This window comes from Flavihumibacter cheonanensis (genome assembly GCF_022352215.1).
Classification (GTDB): Bacteria; Bacteroidota; Bacteroidia; order Chitinophagales; family Chitinophagaceae; genus Flavihumibacter; species Flavihumibacter cheonanensis.
This window is the reverse complement of record NZ_JAKRWF010000004.1, coordinates 522903-538444: the sequence shown is the minus strand read 5'-3', so window position 1 is coordinate 538444 and position 15542 is coordinate 522903. Positions and strand designations below refer to the sequence as shown.

General features: G+C 45.3%; 17 protein-coding genes. 6 read left to right on the top strand and 11 right to left on the bottom strand.

What is annotated here, in order from left to right; genetic code table 11:
- Positions 1–51: 51 nt before the first annotated feature.
- From rsmI to MD536_RS18755, 4 genes are read right to left on the bottom strand one after another with little or no spacing between them, the layout of a single operon-like run.
- Positions 52–720 carry a 16S rRNA (cytidine(1402)-2'-O)-methyltransferase gene (gene rsmI / locus MD536_RS18770; protein ID WP_239602930.1) on the bottom strand — a complete coding sequence of 223 codons (669 nt, stop codon included), beginning with the start codon at positions 718–720 and terminating at the stop codon, positions 52–54.
- A complete protein-coding gene (gene purS / locus MD536_RS18765; protein WP_234865005.1) occupies positions 720–965 on the bottom strand; it encodes a phosphoribosylformylglycinamidine synthase subunit PurS in 246 nt (81 codons plus the stop codon). The genes rsmI and purS overlap by 1 nt, the downstream gene beginning before the upstream one ends.
- A complete protein-coding gene (locus MD536_RS18760) occupies positions 962–1726 on the bottom strand; it encodes a CDP-alcohol phosphatidyltransferase family protein (protein ID WP_239602928.1) in 765 nt (254 codons plus the stop codon). Before MD536_RS18760 ends, purS begins: the two co-directional genes overlap by 4 nt.
- A 26-nt stretch (positions 1727–1752) precedes the next feature.
- Entirely contained in the window at positions 1753–3045 is a 1293-nt protein-coding gene (locus tag MD536_RS18755; protein WP_239602927.1) for an aminopeptidase P N-terminal domain-containing protein, read from the bottom strand.
- A 285-nt stretch (positions 3046–3330) separates the two neighbouring features.
- On the opposite strand from MD536_RS18755, the gene pckA reads away from it, so the two are divergent.
- Both pckA and MD536_RS18745 read left to right on the top strand, forming a co-directional pair.
- Positions 3331–4941, top strand: coding sequence for a phosphoenolpyruvate carboxykinase (ATP) (pckA, locus tag MD536_RS18750; protein ID WP_239602924.1), 1611 nt, complete (start codon positions 3331–3333; stop codon positions 4939–4941).
- 157 nt (positions 4942–5098) lie between these two features.
- A complete protein-coding gene (locus MD536_RS18745) occupies positions 5099–5641 on the top strand; it encodes a DUF922 domain-containing protein (RefSeq protein ID WP_239602922.1) in 543 nt (180 codons plus the stop codon).
- Positions 5642–5854: 213 nt separating this feature from the next.
- On the opposite strand, the gene MD536_RS18740 is transcribed toward MD536_RS18745, so the two are convergent.
- Positions 5855–6490 (bottom strand): deoxynucleoside kinase, encoded by a 636-nt coding sequence (locus tag MD536_RS18740; protein WP_234864991.1) that lies wholly within the window; start codon positions 6488–6490, stop codon positions 5855–5857.
- Between the two features lie 43 nt (positions 6491–6533).
- Complete coding sequence (trpS, locus tag MD536_RS18735) at positions 6534–7541, bottom strand: tryptophan--tRNA ligase (protein ID WP_239602920.1); 1008 nt, start codon at positions 7539–7541, stop codon at positions 6534–6536.
- Positions 7542–7581: 40 nt separating this feature from the next.
- Between trpS and gatC the strand changes: the two genes are divergently transcribed.
- From gatC to MD536_RS18720, 3 genes are read left to right on the top strand one after another with little or no spacing between them, the layout of a single operon-like run.
- Positions 7582–7872, top strand: a complete 291-nt coding sequence (gene gatC, locus MD536_RS18730; protein WP_239602918.1) for an Asp-tRNA(Asn)/Glu-tRNA(Gln) amidotransferase subunit GatC — start codon at positions 7582–7584, stop codon at positions 7870–7872.
- Position 7873: 1 nt separating this feature from the next.
- On the top strand, positions 7874–8587 hold the full coding sequence (locus tag MD536_RS18725) for an ABC transporter ATP-binding protein (protein WP_262916049.1): 714 nt from the start codon (positions 7874–7876) through the stop codon (positions 8585–8587).
- 42 nt (positions 8588–8629) lie between these two features.
- Positions 8630–9190, top strand: coding sequence for a cob(I)yrinic acid a,c-diamide adenosyltransferase (locus tag MD536_RS18720; protein WP_239602917.1), 561 nt, complete (start codon positions 8630–8632; stop codon positions 9188–9190).
- Between the two features lie 543 nt (positions 9191–9733).
- On the opposite strand, the gene MD536_RS18715 is transcribed toward MD536_RS18720, so the two are convergent.
- Positions 9734–10384 (bottom strand): ABC transporter ATP-binding protein, encoded by a 651-nt coding sequence (locus MD536_RS18715; RefSeq protein WP_239602915.1) that lies wholly within the window; start codon positions 10382–10384, stop codon positions 9734–9736.
- Positions 10385–10507: 123 nt separating this feature from the next.
- Between MD536_RS18715 and MD536_RS18710 the strand changes: the two genes are divergently transcribed.
- Positions 10508–10729, top strand: coding sequence for a DUF2795 domain-containing protein (locus MD536_RS18710; protein WP_039131553.1), 222 nt, complete (start codon positions 10508–10510; stop codon positions 10727–10729).
- A gap of 163 nt (positions 10730–10892) precedes the next feature.
- On the opposite strand, the gene MD536_RS18705 is transcribed toward MD536_RS18710, so the two are convergent.
- The 4 genes from MD536_RS18705 to MD536_RS18690 all read right to left on the bottom strand — a co-directional run bounded on the left by MD536_RS18705 (position 10893) and on the right by MD536_RS18690 (position 15475).
- Positions 10893–11708 (bottom strand): enoyl-ACP reductase FabI, encoded by an 816-nt coding sequence (locus MD536_RS18705; protein ID WP_239602914.1) that lies wholly within the window; start codon positions 11706–11708, stop codon positions 10893–10895.
- Positions 11709–11767: 59 nt separating this feature from the next.
- On the bottom strand, positions 11768–13426 hold the full coding sequence (gene recN, locus MD536_RS18700) for a DNA repair protein RecN (protein ID WP_239602912.1): 1659 nt from the start codon (positions 13424–13426) through the stop codon (positions 11768–11770).
- Positions 13427–13607: 181 nt separating this feature from the next.
- Positions 13608–14363: a zinc ribbon domain-containing protein gene (locus MD536_RS18695; RefSeq protein ID WP_239602911.1), complete on the bottom strand. Its 756-nt coding sequence runs from the start codon at positions 14361–14363 to the stop codon at positions 13608–13610.
- Between the two features lie 14 nt (positions 14364–14377).
- Positions 14378–15475 (bottom strand): Nif3-like dinuclear metal center hexameric protein, encoded by a 1098-nt coding sequence (locus MD536_RS18690; RefSeq protein WP_239602909.1) that lies wholly within the window; start codon positions 15473–15475, stop codon positions 14378–14380.
- Positions 15476–15542 lie beyond the last annotated feature (67 nt).

Genomic DNA, 15542 nt, shown 5'->3' with positions numbered 1-15542 from the left:
CATTGATAATATACAAATATCCTTAACCACATGATAAGGAAATCCTAAAAATCAGGCAGTTGTACCTTCAACTACCAGTACAATCTCCCCTTTTACCGGTTTGGTACCGAAATATTGTGCCAGTTCTGCCAGGGTGCCGCGTTTGGTTTCTTCGAAAAGTTTGGTCAACTCCCTGGATACAGCAGCCTGACGATCAGGCCCAAAATAAGTTTGCAGTTCTTCCAGGGTTTTCACCAGGCGCATGGGGGATTCATAAAAAACCATGGTGCGCTCTTCGGTAGCCAGTTTTTTGAGCAGGGTTTGTCTTCCTTTTTTAAGGGGAAGAAAACCTTCAAAGCAGAAGCGATTGATCGGCAGCCCACTGTTTACCAGGGCAGGCACAAAGGCAGTGGCGCCCGGGAGGGTTTCGACCTTCACATTGTTTCGGATGCATTCACGCACCAGCAGGAAGGCCGGATCCGAGATACCGGGAGTACCTGCATCCGTGAGTACAGCCATATTTTTTCCTGCCACCAGTTGATCCACGAGGTGTTGCAACACTTTGTGTTCATTGTGCTGGTGATAGGGAGTCAGCGGTTTTTGAATCTGAAAATGATTCAGCAGGCGGGCGCTGTTTCGGGTATCTTCTGCGAGGATAACATCCACCTGTTTCAGCACATCCAGTGCGCGAAGGGTGATATCCTGCAAATTGCCGATTGGCGAAGGAACCAGATAAAGCATTACTGCACGCTTATCTCAAATTGCTCCATAACGGGGTTGGCCAATAATTTTTTAGCTGCCTGCTCAGCGATGGCGCGGGCTTCATCTGCAGAATTGGCTTCCACCTGGAGACTGATATTTTTTCCAATGCGAACATCCTGGATAGCGTTGAGGCCCAGATTTCCCAATCCGCCCATAACGGCTTTACCCTGGGGATCCAGCAACTCTTTCAAAGGCATTACTTTAACCTGAACTGCGAAAGTCATTCTGTTTTGTTTTTAAAGGCCAAAGATACAATAATATAAACGAGGAACACGACCGGCATGGCAGCCCATTTCAATAAGAAGGCTGCAAGAATGGCAACGATAATCACCAGGTATTTGGGCATGTTCTCTTTGAATCCAAAACTTTTGAATTTAAATGCCATGATAGGCAGCGTGCTAACCATTAGGTAACTCACCAGTAAGATGATGGCATAGAGCACCCATTTATTTAATAAGAGATTGGCTGCCCAGGCTGTGTTAGCAGACCAATACAAAAGCGGAAAAGAAGCAATCAATAATCCAACTGCGGGAACCGGAACACCTTTGAAACCGTATGATTGTGTGGTATCAATGTTGAATCTTGCCAGGCGATAGGCTGCAGCGCAGGGCACCAGCACAGCAGGTAAGGTCCACCAAATAGAAGCATCCAATCCGTTTACCTCTTTTGCCAGGCTGAGCCGTAGGAATTGATAGAGAATCAATCCGGGTGCAACACCAAAGCTTACTACATCAGCAAGCGAGTCGAGTTGTTTGCCCATTTCAGAACTGGCTTTCAGCAGGCGTGCAACAAATCCGTCGAAAAAATCTACAACAGCGGCCAATGCAATAAACAGGGATGCCAGGTAGATTTTCTCGGGCATATCGAGCAGGTATTCACCAGCCGGTCCATTGGCGATGATGATACCATTTTGCAGGATCGTGATAATGGCAAGGAAACCCAGCACCAGGTTGAGCAGGGTAAAGAGGTTGGGAATTTGTTTCATGTTATCGGTTAGCGGTGGGCGTTAGTTTATTTGGATTTCATCAAACGTTCTATTTCATCAGCACTGATGGGAATATTAGCCATGAGGTCTTTATTCCCGGTGCGGGTGATCCAGAAATTGTTTTCAATGCGAATTCCCATTTTTTCTTCTTCAATATAAATGCCTGGTTCAATGGTGAATACCATACCTGCTTTAATAGGTTCTGTGCGGGTTCCGAGATCGTGCACATCCAGTCCCAGGTGATGAGAAATACCATGATACAGGTATTTTCTATACGCGCGGTTTTCCGGGTCTTCGTTTTTGATCGCTTCTTTGTTGAGCAGGCCGAGTTTGAGGAATTGTTTGGTGGCTTCTTCCCCTACTTTATCAGTGTATTGCAAAACAGTGATACCAGGCTTGAGAATGGATTTGGCATAATTGTGCAAATGCAGACAGGCATTGTACACTTCTTTCTGACGTTTGGTGAATTTACCATTTACTGGAATGGTGCGGGTAAGATCTGCATTATAACCTCCGTATTCAGCACCAAAATCCATCAGCAGGAGTTCACCATCGAGGCACTCGCGGCTGTTTTCAACATAGTGCAAGGTGCGGGCACGATCACCACTGGCAATGATGCTTCCATAAGCGGGACCAACAGATCGGTTGCGCAGGAATTCATGGTAGATCTCAGCTTCGATTTCATATTCCATCACACCGGGTTTCACGAATCCGAGCAGGCGGCGAAAGGTTTTTTCAGTGATATCGATTGCCTGTTGAATAACAGTAATTTCCTGGGGAGTTTTAATCGCCCTGAGTTCTTTCATGATGCGCGCCGAACGTTTGTAGTTATGTAAGGGATAACGACGCTTCATCTCTTCTGCATACCGATAATCGCGAACCGGCACCAGGTTGGCCTTACGATCATTTTCATTGGTATTCAGGTAAATGGTATCAGCCAGATGTATCATGGGTTGCAGCACTGCATCCAGGCTATCCAGCCAGATAATGTTTTTAATTCCAGAGATGGCAGTAGCTTCCTGTTTGCGCAGGCGGTGACCATCCCATTTTTCTTTCAGTTCATTGGGACGCACCAGTACCAATACCTCGCGCATAGCAGGGTCTGGGTGAAAAGGCGCCAGCAGCAGCATGGTATCTTCCTGCTGGATACCGGTCAGCCAGTATAGGTCAGAGTTTTGCTTGAAGGGATAAAGGGCATCTCCATTTGTTGGCAGCTCATCATTGCTATTGAAGATGGCAATGGACATGGGGTCCATGGCTTTGACAAATCGTTTGCGGTTCTGTATGAAGATGTTGGAATCTAATGGTAGGTGTTTCATGTACTTAATTTTCAGGGCTCTAAAAATAAGCCTGATTTTATTTATGGGTCTAAAATTCTGCTTTTCTGTTAAAGATGGGGCGTGCTTCAGAATTTGTAAAATATAGGTAATCTCTAATACTAACAGTCGTTAGTTTGAATAAATCAAAATTTAATCGTTTTTGTTTTTGATATTTTTTAATAGAACAGGCTTTTAGTTAAACAAAACCATATGCGTACACCTGACACATTGTTATGCGAACTAAGGGTCAACTCTTAGATTTGTCCGCAGAAACGCTTGCATACTATGTCAGTACCTACCATCTTTTTCCCTGGTGATCAGCTGATTTCAATGGGATTAAAACTCAGCGACCAGGTGCATTATCAATCCGAGCCCGAAGAATTAGTTGAAGATACCCTGCGTTTAAACCAGGGAATGTTAAACGATACCGGGGCGCTGGTGATTGAAACCGGTGAGTTTACAGGTCGAAGTCCAAAAGATAAATTCATTGTGCAGGATGAGATCAGTGAAGGATCCGTTCACTGGAATGAATTTAACCTGCCCATACGTGAGGAATACTTTTTTGCAGTTAAAAAACAGATCACGGAATATTTGAGTGAGTGTCCGGAGATCTGGGTTAGAGATGCATTTGCCTGTGCGGACCCTCGGTATCGCATGGCGATCCGGGTGGTGAATGAACATCCGGCAATCAATTTGTTTGCTTATAATATGTTCATTCGTCCGACTGAGGAAGAGTTGGAGAATTTTGAACCCGAGTGGACGATTTTATCAGCTCCGGGGCTCAGGCTGGATCCGGTTGTTTCCGGAACCCGCCAGCACAATGCTGCGATTATCTCCTTTAAGTACAAGACCGTTTTGATTGCCGGAACCGGTTATACCGGTGAAACCAAAAAAGGCATTTTCACGGTGCTGAATTTTATCCTGCCCAAAGACCATCATGTGCTGAGCATGCATTGCTCTGCAAATATGGGCGAGCAGGGTGATACTGCCTTGTTCTTTGGATTGAGCGGAACCGGGAAAACTACCCTGAGTGCAGATCCTGCCCGCCGCCTGATAGGTGATGATGAACATGGCTGGAGTGATACCACTATCTTCAATTTTGAGGGAGGCTGTTATGCCAAATGCATCAACCTTAGTGAAGAGAAAGAACCCCAGATATTCAGTGCTATCCGTCCGGGTGCACTGGTAGAAAATACCCGTTTTTATCCTGGTACCTGCACCATCAATTTTGATGATGGATCGATCACTGAAAACACCCGCGTTTCCTATCCGCTGGATTATATCAGCAATGCATTGGAACCATCTATTGGTCCGGCTCCAAAAAACATTTTCTTTTTGACCTGTGATGCCTATGGTGTATTGCCTCCGATATCGAAACTGAGCCCGGAGCAGGCTATGTACCAGTTTATTTCTGGATATACTGCCAAGGTAGCCGGAACAGAAGCAGGCGTAACAGAACCTAAAGCAACTTTCAGTGCCTGCTTTGGAGCCCCCTTTATTCCGCTGCACCCGGCTTTGTACGCAGAGATGCTGGGAGAAAAGTTGCGGGCCGGGGAAGTGAATGTGTGGATGGTGAATACAGGCTGGACAGGTGGTCCGTACGGAACTGGCAACCGCATCAAGCTGGGGTATACTCGGGCGATGATTTCAGCTGCTTTAAATGGAAGTCTGGATGCAGTGGAAACAGTGGTGCATCCAGTATTTGGAATGAAGATGCCGGTTCGTTGTGCCGGAGTACCTTCCGAACTACTGGATCCCCGCAAGACCTGGGCTGATCCTGCTGCCTATGATGAAAAGGCAGAGGAACTGGCGAAACGATTTATCAACAACTTTAAAAAATACGAAGCAGGTACACCGGCCTCCATTTTGGCAGCCGGACCCAAACTGCGCTTCTAACGATTTTCGGTCTCAACGTTGCTTGCAGTCCGCCCTGGTCCCAGGGCGGTTTTTTTTCACCCGTCCGGTGCCACCGGACGGGTGGAGAAAAGATTTAACGCTTTGGTGTAAGCTAACAGGAATCAAATTGCGTTATTTTGGAAAAACACTGAGGAAAATGGTTTGGGCAATTCTGATGCATTTTTTTATGTTACTGCCGGCAAAGGAAAGTGAAGCTAAAGATGCAGATGCTATTAACTGGAGAAACCGGAGAACACTGAGCTGGTCTGATTTTAAGGCATCGCCTGTACAAACAGCTCCCAATGCGGCGCTGACCAGCACATCAATCCTTATAAATTACCGGTATAATGATGAATCACTTCAGTTCAATTTGACCTGTGTGTTTTATCCGCATAAATCCTGGACCAAGGTGAAAACCTCTCATATACTGGCACATGAACAGGGACATTTTGATATCAGCCAACTTTTTACCAGGAAACTGTACAAGGAATTGAAGGCTTATAAATTCAAGTCGGAAACGGTGGACAGAGATGTGCAGGCAATTTATCAGCGCATCACACAGGAACAGGCTGACTATCAGAATTTATATGATAGGGAAACCAATTTTTCAAGGAATGTAGCCGGACAAGAGAGTTGGTCACAGCGCATAGAAAAGGAATTAAAAGAAACTGCTGCCTTTGCGGATTACCCGGAACAATAATCCCTGTACTTTTCTTTTCCTGAGTAAACGTTGCTGAACCCATGTTTGCATGTATGCAAGAACTGTATTATGCAGGTTCCTCTTTTCCTCTTTTCTCATACCCCACTAGTTTAACAGGATGGACAGTTACATCTTCCTCTTCACTAAGGTACAAGTAGGGAAACTTCGTTGGCAAGGTGTTTTAACCCAGAATGAAAGCGTGATATCAGGGCTTTAAAACAACCCGTACAACTGGGCATCCACCTTGGTAATGATCTCACCCAGATCTTCTTCCTTTTCTGCAAATTTGTTTTTATCAACATCAATCACCAGCAGCGGACCTTCCTTATATCCTTCAATCCATTTGTTATAAAAATCATTAAGGCGCTTCAGGTAATCCAGGCGAATATTTTCTTCGTATTCTCTTCCTCTTTTTTGAATTTGTCCAACCAGTGTAGGGACCGAAGCCTGCAGATAAATCAGCAGATCAGGTGGCTGCACCATGGATTTCAGGGTTTGGAAAAACTGGAAATAGTTTTCAAAATCACGCTTGCTCATCAACTGCATTTCGTGCAGGTTGGGCGCGAAGATATGTGCGTCTTCATAAATGGTACGATCCTGCACAACAGTTTCCGTTCCCCTATGAATTTCAAGGATCTGATTGATCCTGCTATTTAGAAAATAGATTTGAAGATTGAAACTCCATCGCGGCATGTCTTCATAGAAATCGTTCAGGTAGGGATTGTGATCCACATCTTCAAACTGTGGAATCCATTTATAGTGCTTACTCAAGAGCTCTGTCAGCGTGGTTTTACCGGCACCGATATTTCCTGCTACAGCAATATGTTTTGGTTTTTTTCCTTTCGCCATAAAATGTTTCCTGGATCTTTACCAGGGTGTTCAATATAGGAAATTAATAGTATTTCAGTCCGATTGCTTCTCTCACTTTTTCCATCGTAGCAGCTGCGCTGATTCTTGCCTTTTCAGCACCCATTTCCATAATGCGCTTCAGGTAAGCCTGATCCTGCCGGATGCTTTCTGCCTTTTCGCGGATTGGCGCCACAAAGCGGATCATATCCTCTGCCAGTTGTTTTTTCATATCACCATAACGGATAGCAGCCTTATTATAATCTTCTTCAAATTTCTGAATGGTATCAGCGCCGCTCACCAGCTTCATCAGCAGGAAAATATTTTCGATATAATCCGGCATAGGCATGTTGGGTGCACTAGGACCCGCATCCGTTTTAGCCTTCATGATCTTCTTCCGGATAAGATCATCGGAGTCTGAAAGAAAAATCGTAGCATATTGATTTTCGCTCTTGCTCATTTTGCCGGTGCCATCCAAGCTTGGCACTTTAATCAGTGCTTCACCAAAGTTGAAGGCAAAGGGTTCAGGAAACACCTCCCTATAGCGATGATTGAAACGATTGGCAAAATTCCGGCTCATTTCAAGGTGTTGTTCCTGGTCTTTTCCAACCGGAACCAGGCTGGCGCGATGCAGGAGTATATCAGCAGCCTGCAATACGGGATAGGTAAGCAATCCGGCATTTACATTTTCCGGATGTTGGCGAACCTTATCTTTAAACGTAGTAGTTTTTTCCAGTTCTCCTTTGTAGGCCAGCATATTGAGCAGCAGGTAGAGTTCCGCCGTTTCATATACATGGCTCTGACAATAAAGAGCTACTTTTTCGGGATCGAGTCCGCATGCAATATTCTCTGCCAGCACTCTATGGACATTGGGTTTTAATTCCTTTGTATCAGGATGTGTTGTCAAACTGTGCAGGTCTGCCACCATAAAATAACAGGTATATTCCTCCTGCATCCGCACATAGTTGCGGATGGCGCCAAAATAATTACCCAGGTGCAGGAATCCCGTGCTCCGGATTCCACTCATTACAATCCCTTTTTTTCCATTTTCCATAGCGCGGCGAAGATAAGAACCTTATTTTTGTTCATAGCATATGGAACTGACAAATGAAATGATAAAGCAACTGGCTCAATTGAGCCGGCTTCACATCGAGGAGGCTGATCTGCCGCGACTGAAGGAAGACCTGGGAAAAATGATCCATTTTGTGGAAAAGCTGCAGGAGCTGGATACTACCGGAGTGGAGCCTCTGCTTCACATGACGGATAATATGGATGTGTTAAGGCCGGATCAGCTCAGCCCTTCACTGGGCCGTTCAACCGCTTTGGCCATTGCACCAGACGCAGATGATCAGTACATTTATGTTCCAAAAGTGATTAAAAAATAATATGAGTGAATCCATTATACATCTAGAAGGTATCCATAAGAGTTATTATATGGGTAAGCAGGCGATTCCGGTATTGAAAGGTATTACACTGGATATTTTCCGGAACGATTATGTAGCCCTGATGGGTCCTTCAGGTTCCGGCAAGAGTACCCTCATGAACATATTAGGTTGCCTTGATTCACCTACTATGGGCAAATACATTTTGAATGACCAGGATGTTTCCAAAATGGAAGACGATGACCTGGCCACTGTTCGTAATAAAGAGATCGGGTTTGTGTTTCAGCAGTTCAACTTGCTGCCCAGGTTAACAGCTGCAGAAAATGTAGCCTTGCCCCTTGTATATGCCGGTGTTCCTAAAAAGCAACGGATTGAAATGGCTTTGGAGGTACTGAGTCGGGTTGGATTGGCAGACAGAAGTCATCACAAACCCAATGAACTCAGTGGTGGTCAGTGCCAGCGGGTGGCCATCGCGCGAGCGTTGGTAAATAATCCTACGTTGATCCTGGCTGATGAACCGACCGGTAACCTGGATTCCAAAACCTCTGTGGAGATCATGGCGATCTTTGATAAAATACAGGCAGGCGGAAATACTGTAGTATTGGTAACGCACGAAGAAGATATTGCACAACATGCCCACCGGATCGTTCGTTTGCGTGATGGACTGATTGAAACAGACCGGGCGAATGTGAGGCAGCCTGCCCCTGCCATGCACTAAACATTCTGCATAGTTTCTTGTTTCTTAAGGAAGTAGAACACCATGGCGCTTAAAATCTATACAAAGACCGGGGATGCCGGGAATACGTCGCTTATTGGGGGAACCAAAGTGCCCAAGAGCCATATTCGCATTGATACCTATGGAACGGTGGATGAATTGAACTCTTATATCGGGCTCTGCAATGATCAATTGCAGGATGGCGAATCAAAACATATGCTAAAAGAGATCCAGGATCGCCTGTTTACGATTGGCTCTTCATTGGCCTGTGACCCGGACCGCGAGCCAATGATGAAGATCCCGGATCTGAAGGAATCGGATGTGCAGTTACTGGAAACTGAAATCGACCGGATGAATGAAAAAGTACCGCCGATGCGTTCCTTCATTCTGCCTGGTGGTCATGTGGCAGTTTCTTCTCTTCATGTGGCGAGGTGTATTTGTCGCCGTGCGGAAAGATTATGTGTTGAATTACAACAAAGCGGCGGATTTGTAGATGCCCTGGTAATTAAATACCTCAACAGGTTGAGTGACTATCTGTTTGTATTGAGCAGGTACACTGGGCATTTGCTGGGGGTGGAGGAAGTGCCGTGGAAACCGAGGACGTGAGACGTCAGACGTGAGATGTGAGACGTGAGACGTCAGAAGCAGCAAACAAATTAACCGGGGAGAATTAGGGAGTAAAAATTGGAAAGTGATTTTATAAAAAAGTGGGTACCAGGGGTCTGGTACCCACTTTTATGTTTTGGGGTGAGACCTTACCCATGCTGTGATTCAATTTTTCTTTCTGTGAGCCAATTATCACAGTTCATGAGCCAAATCTGACTGATATTGAGCCAATTAAAGAGGTTTATGAGCCAATTAAGGAGGTTCATGAGCCAATTCAAACTTCAAAATTAGTTGTTATAATTTGGCCTGAATACCAGTAGCAAAGGGACTTTCGGGGGAAAAATCTATACAGCTCTATAATTGCCATGGATCAATTTTATTGAACTTATCCTGCGTAATCCTTCGTAATCCTACGCCATCCTACGTCTTTCCTTTGACCCACCACCAGCCCAGAAGCACCCATGATCCGCTTCCGGTCCCTTTCCCCCTCTTCCTTTCCTCCATCTTCCTTTCCTCCTTCTTCCATGCCTCCTTTGTCTCCCCTCAAACAATCTTCCCATCCTTCATATGCACTACCCGATCACTCATTTGAGCGAGCTCTTCATTATGGGTAACAATGAGAAAGGTTTGGTTGAGCTCTTTTCGCAATTGAAAAAAGAGTTCGTGGAGGTCGCGGGCATTGGAGGAATCCAGGTTGCCGGTGGGTTCATCTGCAAATACGATCCGTGGGTTATTGATCAGTGCCCTGGCAACAGCTACCCGCTGTTGTTCACCCCCGGATAGGGCGGAAGGTTTATGATCAATCCGATGTCCCAAGCCCAGTCGCTTTAAGAGATCTTCCGCGCGGTCTTCAACCTCTTTTTTAGGCCGTTTGGCGATCCAGCCCGGGATACAGACATTCTCCAGCGAGTTGAATTCAGGTAAAAGGTGGTGAAATTGAAATACAAAACCGATATACTGGTTGCGAAAGGCGGATAATTGTCGGGCACCCATGCCTGTGACCCGGGTATGATGAAGCATCACCTCTCCCTGGTCGGGCTGATCAAGGGTACCGAGAATATGAAGCAGACTACTTTTACCAGCGCCGGAGGACCCAACAATGCTAACAATTTCACCTTGCTGTACAGACAAATCCACTCCTTTTAATACTTCTACCGATCCATAGGCTTTATGAATATTTCTTGCTTCTAGCATGCAACTATATTGAAAAGATGAAAATCATAGGTATACGAATTGACAATATTAAGCGTTGTTAGCGAAAGGATTTGGAAATTTCGTATTAACCCCTACATTTGCCGAAAATTTAAAACCTCTACGATGTTCTGGACACTTGAATTGGCATCCTATCTGGAAGACGCTCCCTGGCCAGCTACTAAAGATGAGCTGATCGATTATGCCATCCGTAGCGGGGCCCCTATTGAGGTAGTGGAAAACCTGCAGGAACTGGAAGACGAAGGTGAAATTTATGAGGGCATCGATGATATCTGGCCCGACTATCCCTCCCAGGAAGATTTCTTCTTCAACGAGGACGAATACTAGAATAGGAACCCTAAGAATTATAAAAAGGCTGCGGATATCGCAGCCTTTTCAATTATGAATTAGGAATTAGGAATTATGAATTAAAAACACCCCAATTCATAATTCCTAATTCCTAATTCATAATTCCTAATTCATAATTCCTAATTCTTACGTCTCACTTTCCTTACTCCGCTCCCAAACTGGTCATCACTTCCATACTCACCCCGGTAGTAGAATAACCACCATCGTGGAAGAGGTTCTGCATGGTCACCATACGGGTGAGGTCAGAGAAGAGGGTAATGCAGTAGTTCGCGCAATCTTCCGCAGTGGCATTTCCAAGGGGTGCAATCGCGTTAGCATAATCATAAAAATCACCAAACCCTTTGATGCCTGTACCAGCTGTGGTTTTAGTGGGTGATTGTGAAACTGTATTGATCCGAACTTTTTTGTCTTTTCCGTAGTGATAGCCAAAGCTGCGTGCGATAGATTCCAGCATGGCTTTGATATCTGCCATATCGGTGTAGAAAGGATAGGTTCTTTGTGCAGCCATGTAGGTCAGGGCCACCACACTACCCCATTCATTGATGGCATCCAGCTTTTTGGCTGCGGCCAGCATTTTGTGCAAGGACAAAGCAGAAACATCTATTCCCTTCTGAAAATAATCGTAATTCAATTCTGTATAGGGAATATTCTTTCGGATATTCACACTCATGCCAATTGAATGCAGTAGGAAATCGATCTTTCCTCCAAGCACTTCCTGCGACTTGGTGAAAAGATTTTCCAGTTCTTCCATATTGGTAGCATCGGCCGGAATGATCTCAGAACCGGTTTTTTCAGCCAGTTTTTTGATCTCTCCCATACGCATCGCAATAGGTGCATTGGTCAAAACAATGGTTGCACCTTCCGCATGCGCTTTTTCTGCCACTTTCCACGCGATGGAGTTTTCATCCAATGCGCCGGAAATAATGCCTCTTTTGCCTTTCAGTAAGTTATAGGACATAATGAAAATTTAAGATTGAATAGTTATTTCGCAGCGAAAATAAGCAGTTACTGGTACTTTTAGGCGTTCGCTATCAGTTCCCTGGCATTTTCTATGGCGATAGCAGATGGTTTATCGCCACCAATCATTTGCGCAATGGCTGTTATACGCTCAGAGGCTGAAAGCGTTTTAATATTGGTTTGGATTGATTTGCCGGCTTTTTCTTTATACACAAACAGATGACGATCTGCTTTTCCTGCAATCTGCGGTTGATGCGTGATGCAGATGACCTGGCGGGTGGCTGCCAGTTCCTTCATAATCATACCTACCTGTAAACTTGCTTCACCTGAAATGCCCGTATCAATTTCATCAAATATCATGGTAGGCAGGTTCACTTTTTTAGCAATGAGCGATTTGATACATAACATCAACCGGCTCAGTTCTCCCCCACTGGCAACTTTCCGGATGGAAGCAAACTGGTTACTCTTGTTGGCATCAAATAAAAAGTCGATGGCATCCATTCCGGTTGTGCCAGGCTCCACTGTTTCGATCTGTACTTTTAATCGCGCATTCGGCATACCGACCCTTACCAGCAACTGATTTACCTGCTTTTCAATAACCGGGAGTTGTTTTTTTCTTCCCTCGCTTATACGCGCGCCCAGGTTTTTCATTTCCTGTTCGGCAGTCGCGACTTGCTGGATTAGTAACCGGATTTTGTCATCCAGTTCTTCGATATTCCCAAGCCTTCCACTTAGCTCTGCATGTAAGACTACCAATTGTTTTGTCTCCTGGAATCCATGTTTCTTGAGCAGTTTATAACCCAGGTTTAATCGCTCTTCAATTTGTGAAATCCGTTCTGCATCATAATTCACTTTATCCCCCAGGCGATCTGCTTCTTCTGCAATATCATCGAGCTCTATCTGCGTTGCTGTGAGGCGTGCTTGCAGCTCTTTCAGTTCAGCAATCGCATCTGTAAATGGAGCTACCTGTTGAGCCAATTGTTTAAGCGACTGCACAACAGGCTGCTCACTGTATTTCAGTTGTTGTGTAAGATTGGAAAGCGCGAGTTTGATACCTTCCGAACTATTGAGCAGTTTGCTTTCTTCTTCCAATTCTTCCAGTTCATTCTCCCTGAATCCAGCTTCCTCCAATTCATTGAATAAGAACTGCAGATAATCCTGCTCTTTGGTGCTGTTCAACTTTTGCTCCTCAATAGTAGCCAACTGTTTTTTGCAGGTTTGCCAGTGCTGGTATTTCAATTGATATTGATGGATCAGGTCCTGGTGATTGGCCATTGCATCCACCACCATCATCTGAAAATCTGCTGAACCAAGTGAAAGCGTATCAAACTGGCGATGCAAATCCACCAGCAAAGAGGATAAATCCTGCAGTTGCGTAAGGGAGGCTGGAGTATCGTTTATGAAAGCGCGGGATTTCCCATTGGGACTAAGTTCGCGCCGTATGATGAGTTCTTCCTGGAGATCCAGTTCTTCTTTTTCGAGAAACTTTCTGACTTCCTGTTTATCCGGAACTGCGAACACTCCTTCCACGACTGTTTTTTTCTCGCGGTTCAGGATTACACTGCTGTCGGCACGTTGGCCTAAAATAAGGGAGAGTGCTCCCATTAAAATGGATTTACCGGCACCAGTTTCACCTGTAATAATTGTAAGACCTCCATCAAAGCGGATGTCCAGTTCATCAATGATAGCATAATTCCGGATTCTCAGTTCCTGCAACATACACTCAAATATGCCGGCAATTTAGGGAATAGTTGCCGCCACTTCAATCGCCATGAAAAAAATCCGTCAAAAAACGCCTCACCCGTCCGGTGGCACTGGACGGGTGAGGCAACCCATGAAAAAGGCCCGCAACCTGCGGGCCCAATCTCGTCTCACGTCTCACGTCTGACGTCTCACTTCCTCACTTCACCTCTACTCCATCATTCAGCTCATTGTCTACGAGGATACGACCACAGTTCTCACACACGATAATTTTTTTACGCTGCTTGATTTCACTCTGACGCTGAGGGGGAATCGCATTAAAGCAACCACCACAGGCATCACGCAGAACAGGCACAACAGCCAGACCATTGCGGTAGTTACCACGGATACGGTCATACGATAACAGCAGACGAGGCTCTACTTTATCGCGGGCTTCAGACGCCATTTTATTGAAATGTTTTTCTTCTTCTTCTGTTGTAGCGATGATCTTTTCCAGCTCGTCTTTCTTGTGCTTCAATACACCTTCCTTGGTTGCGATTGCTTTCTTCGCTTTGTCCAGTCCTACTACCTTATCAGAGATCTCTTCATTCGCATCCTTGATATGCTTTTCAGCCAGTTTAACTTCCAGCTGCTGCATCTCGATCTCTTTGGTGATGGCTTCAAACTCGCGACTGTTCTTTACGTTGGTACTTTGCTTTTCGTACTTCTTGATCAGCGCTTCCGCTTCCTTAATGGCTTCTTTTTTCTGGTTGATGAACTCATTGATGCCATTGATCTCTTCCTCGATACGAGTCTGACGGGCGTGTAATCCCTGGATCTCATCTTCCAGATCACTCACCTCAATCGGCAATTCTCCTTTCAGGATCTGAAATTCATCGATCTTGGATTCGATCTTCTGCAAGCTTATGAGAGAAACCAGTTTTTCTTCAACCGAAAAGTCTTTGACAGTTGCCATATTAGTGTTTAGAATTAACTATAATAATTCACCGGGTTGGTTTTCACCCCCGTTTTGAAGACGGCAAAGGTAGGAAATTTTTTGGCCAAAATATCATAGAGTAGATCAACCGTGTATTGCTCACTCTCAAAATGCCCGATATCGGCAATCACCAGCCGTCCATTGGCCTCAAAAAACTCATGATATTTCATATCCCCTGTTATATAGATGTCAGCCTTATTTCGTAAAGCACTGTTAATCAGGAAACTACCAGCTCCCCCACAAATCGCTACCCGTTTGATGGAATCCTTCACCAGCGGAGAGTGCCGAATTACCGGAACCTGGAAAACCTGCTTTAACTGCTCCAAAAAGGACCGGACAGGCATCCCTTCCTCCAATTCCCCTACCAGTCCCGATCCAATACCCGGGTGACTATTGCTAAGATTATACAGATCATAGGCCACTTCTTCGTAGGGATGGCTCGCCAGCAAAGCTTCCAGCACCCAGGACTCCCGCATCACCGGATAAATTACCTCAATCCTCGACTCTTTTTCATAGTGCCGCGATCCCCGCTGACCCACATAGGGATTTGCGGCTTCCCCTGCCTTGAAACTGCCCACACCCTCCACCTGGAATCCACATTCACTGTATTGGCCAATGGTTCCGGCACCTGCTTCAAAAAGGGCTGTTGCCAGTTGGTCGGCCTGTGCTACCGGGACAAAGGTCACCAGCTTTTTAAGCAAATCGCGCTTGGGCTGCAAAGGTTTCCGGTTAATCAATTTCAGGAGATCTGCCATTTTTCCATTCACGCCATCTATTACATTATCCAGGTTAGTGTGAATGGCATAAATGGCGATATCCTTCTTAATTGCAGTGATGATGGTTTTTTCCACATAGCCGTTTCCGGTAATTTTCTTTAAGCCGGAAAATACAATAGGGTGGTGCGCAATCACCAGGTTATGCCCTTTTGCCGCAGCCTCCAGAACTACTTCTTCAGTAGCGTCCAGCGAAATAGTTATCCCGGTACAATCCCAGTCGCGGTTTCCGGTAATCAGTCCGGCATTGTCATAAGACTCCTGCAATTGCAAGGGCGCCATCTTTTCCAGTACATCCAATATAGTGGCAATTTTCATTCTCCAAAGATATACAGCCTGTGGCTCAATTTTTGTTGCATGTTTATCCCGTCCCTCTTCTTAATCA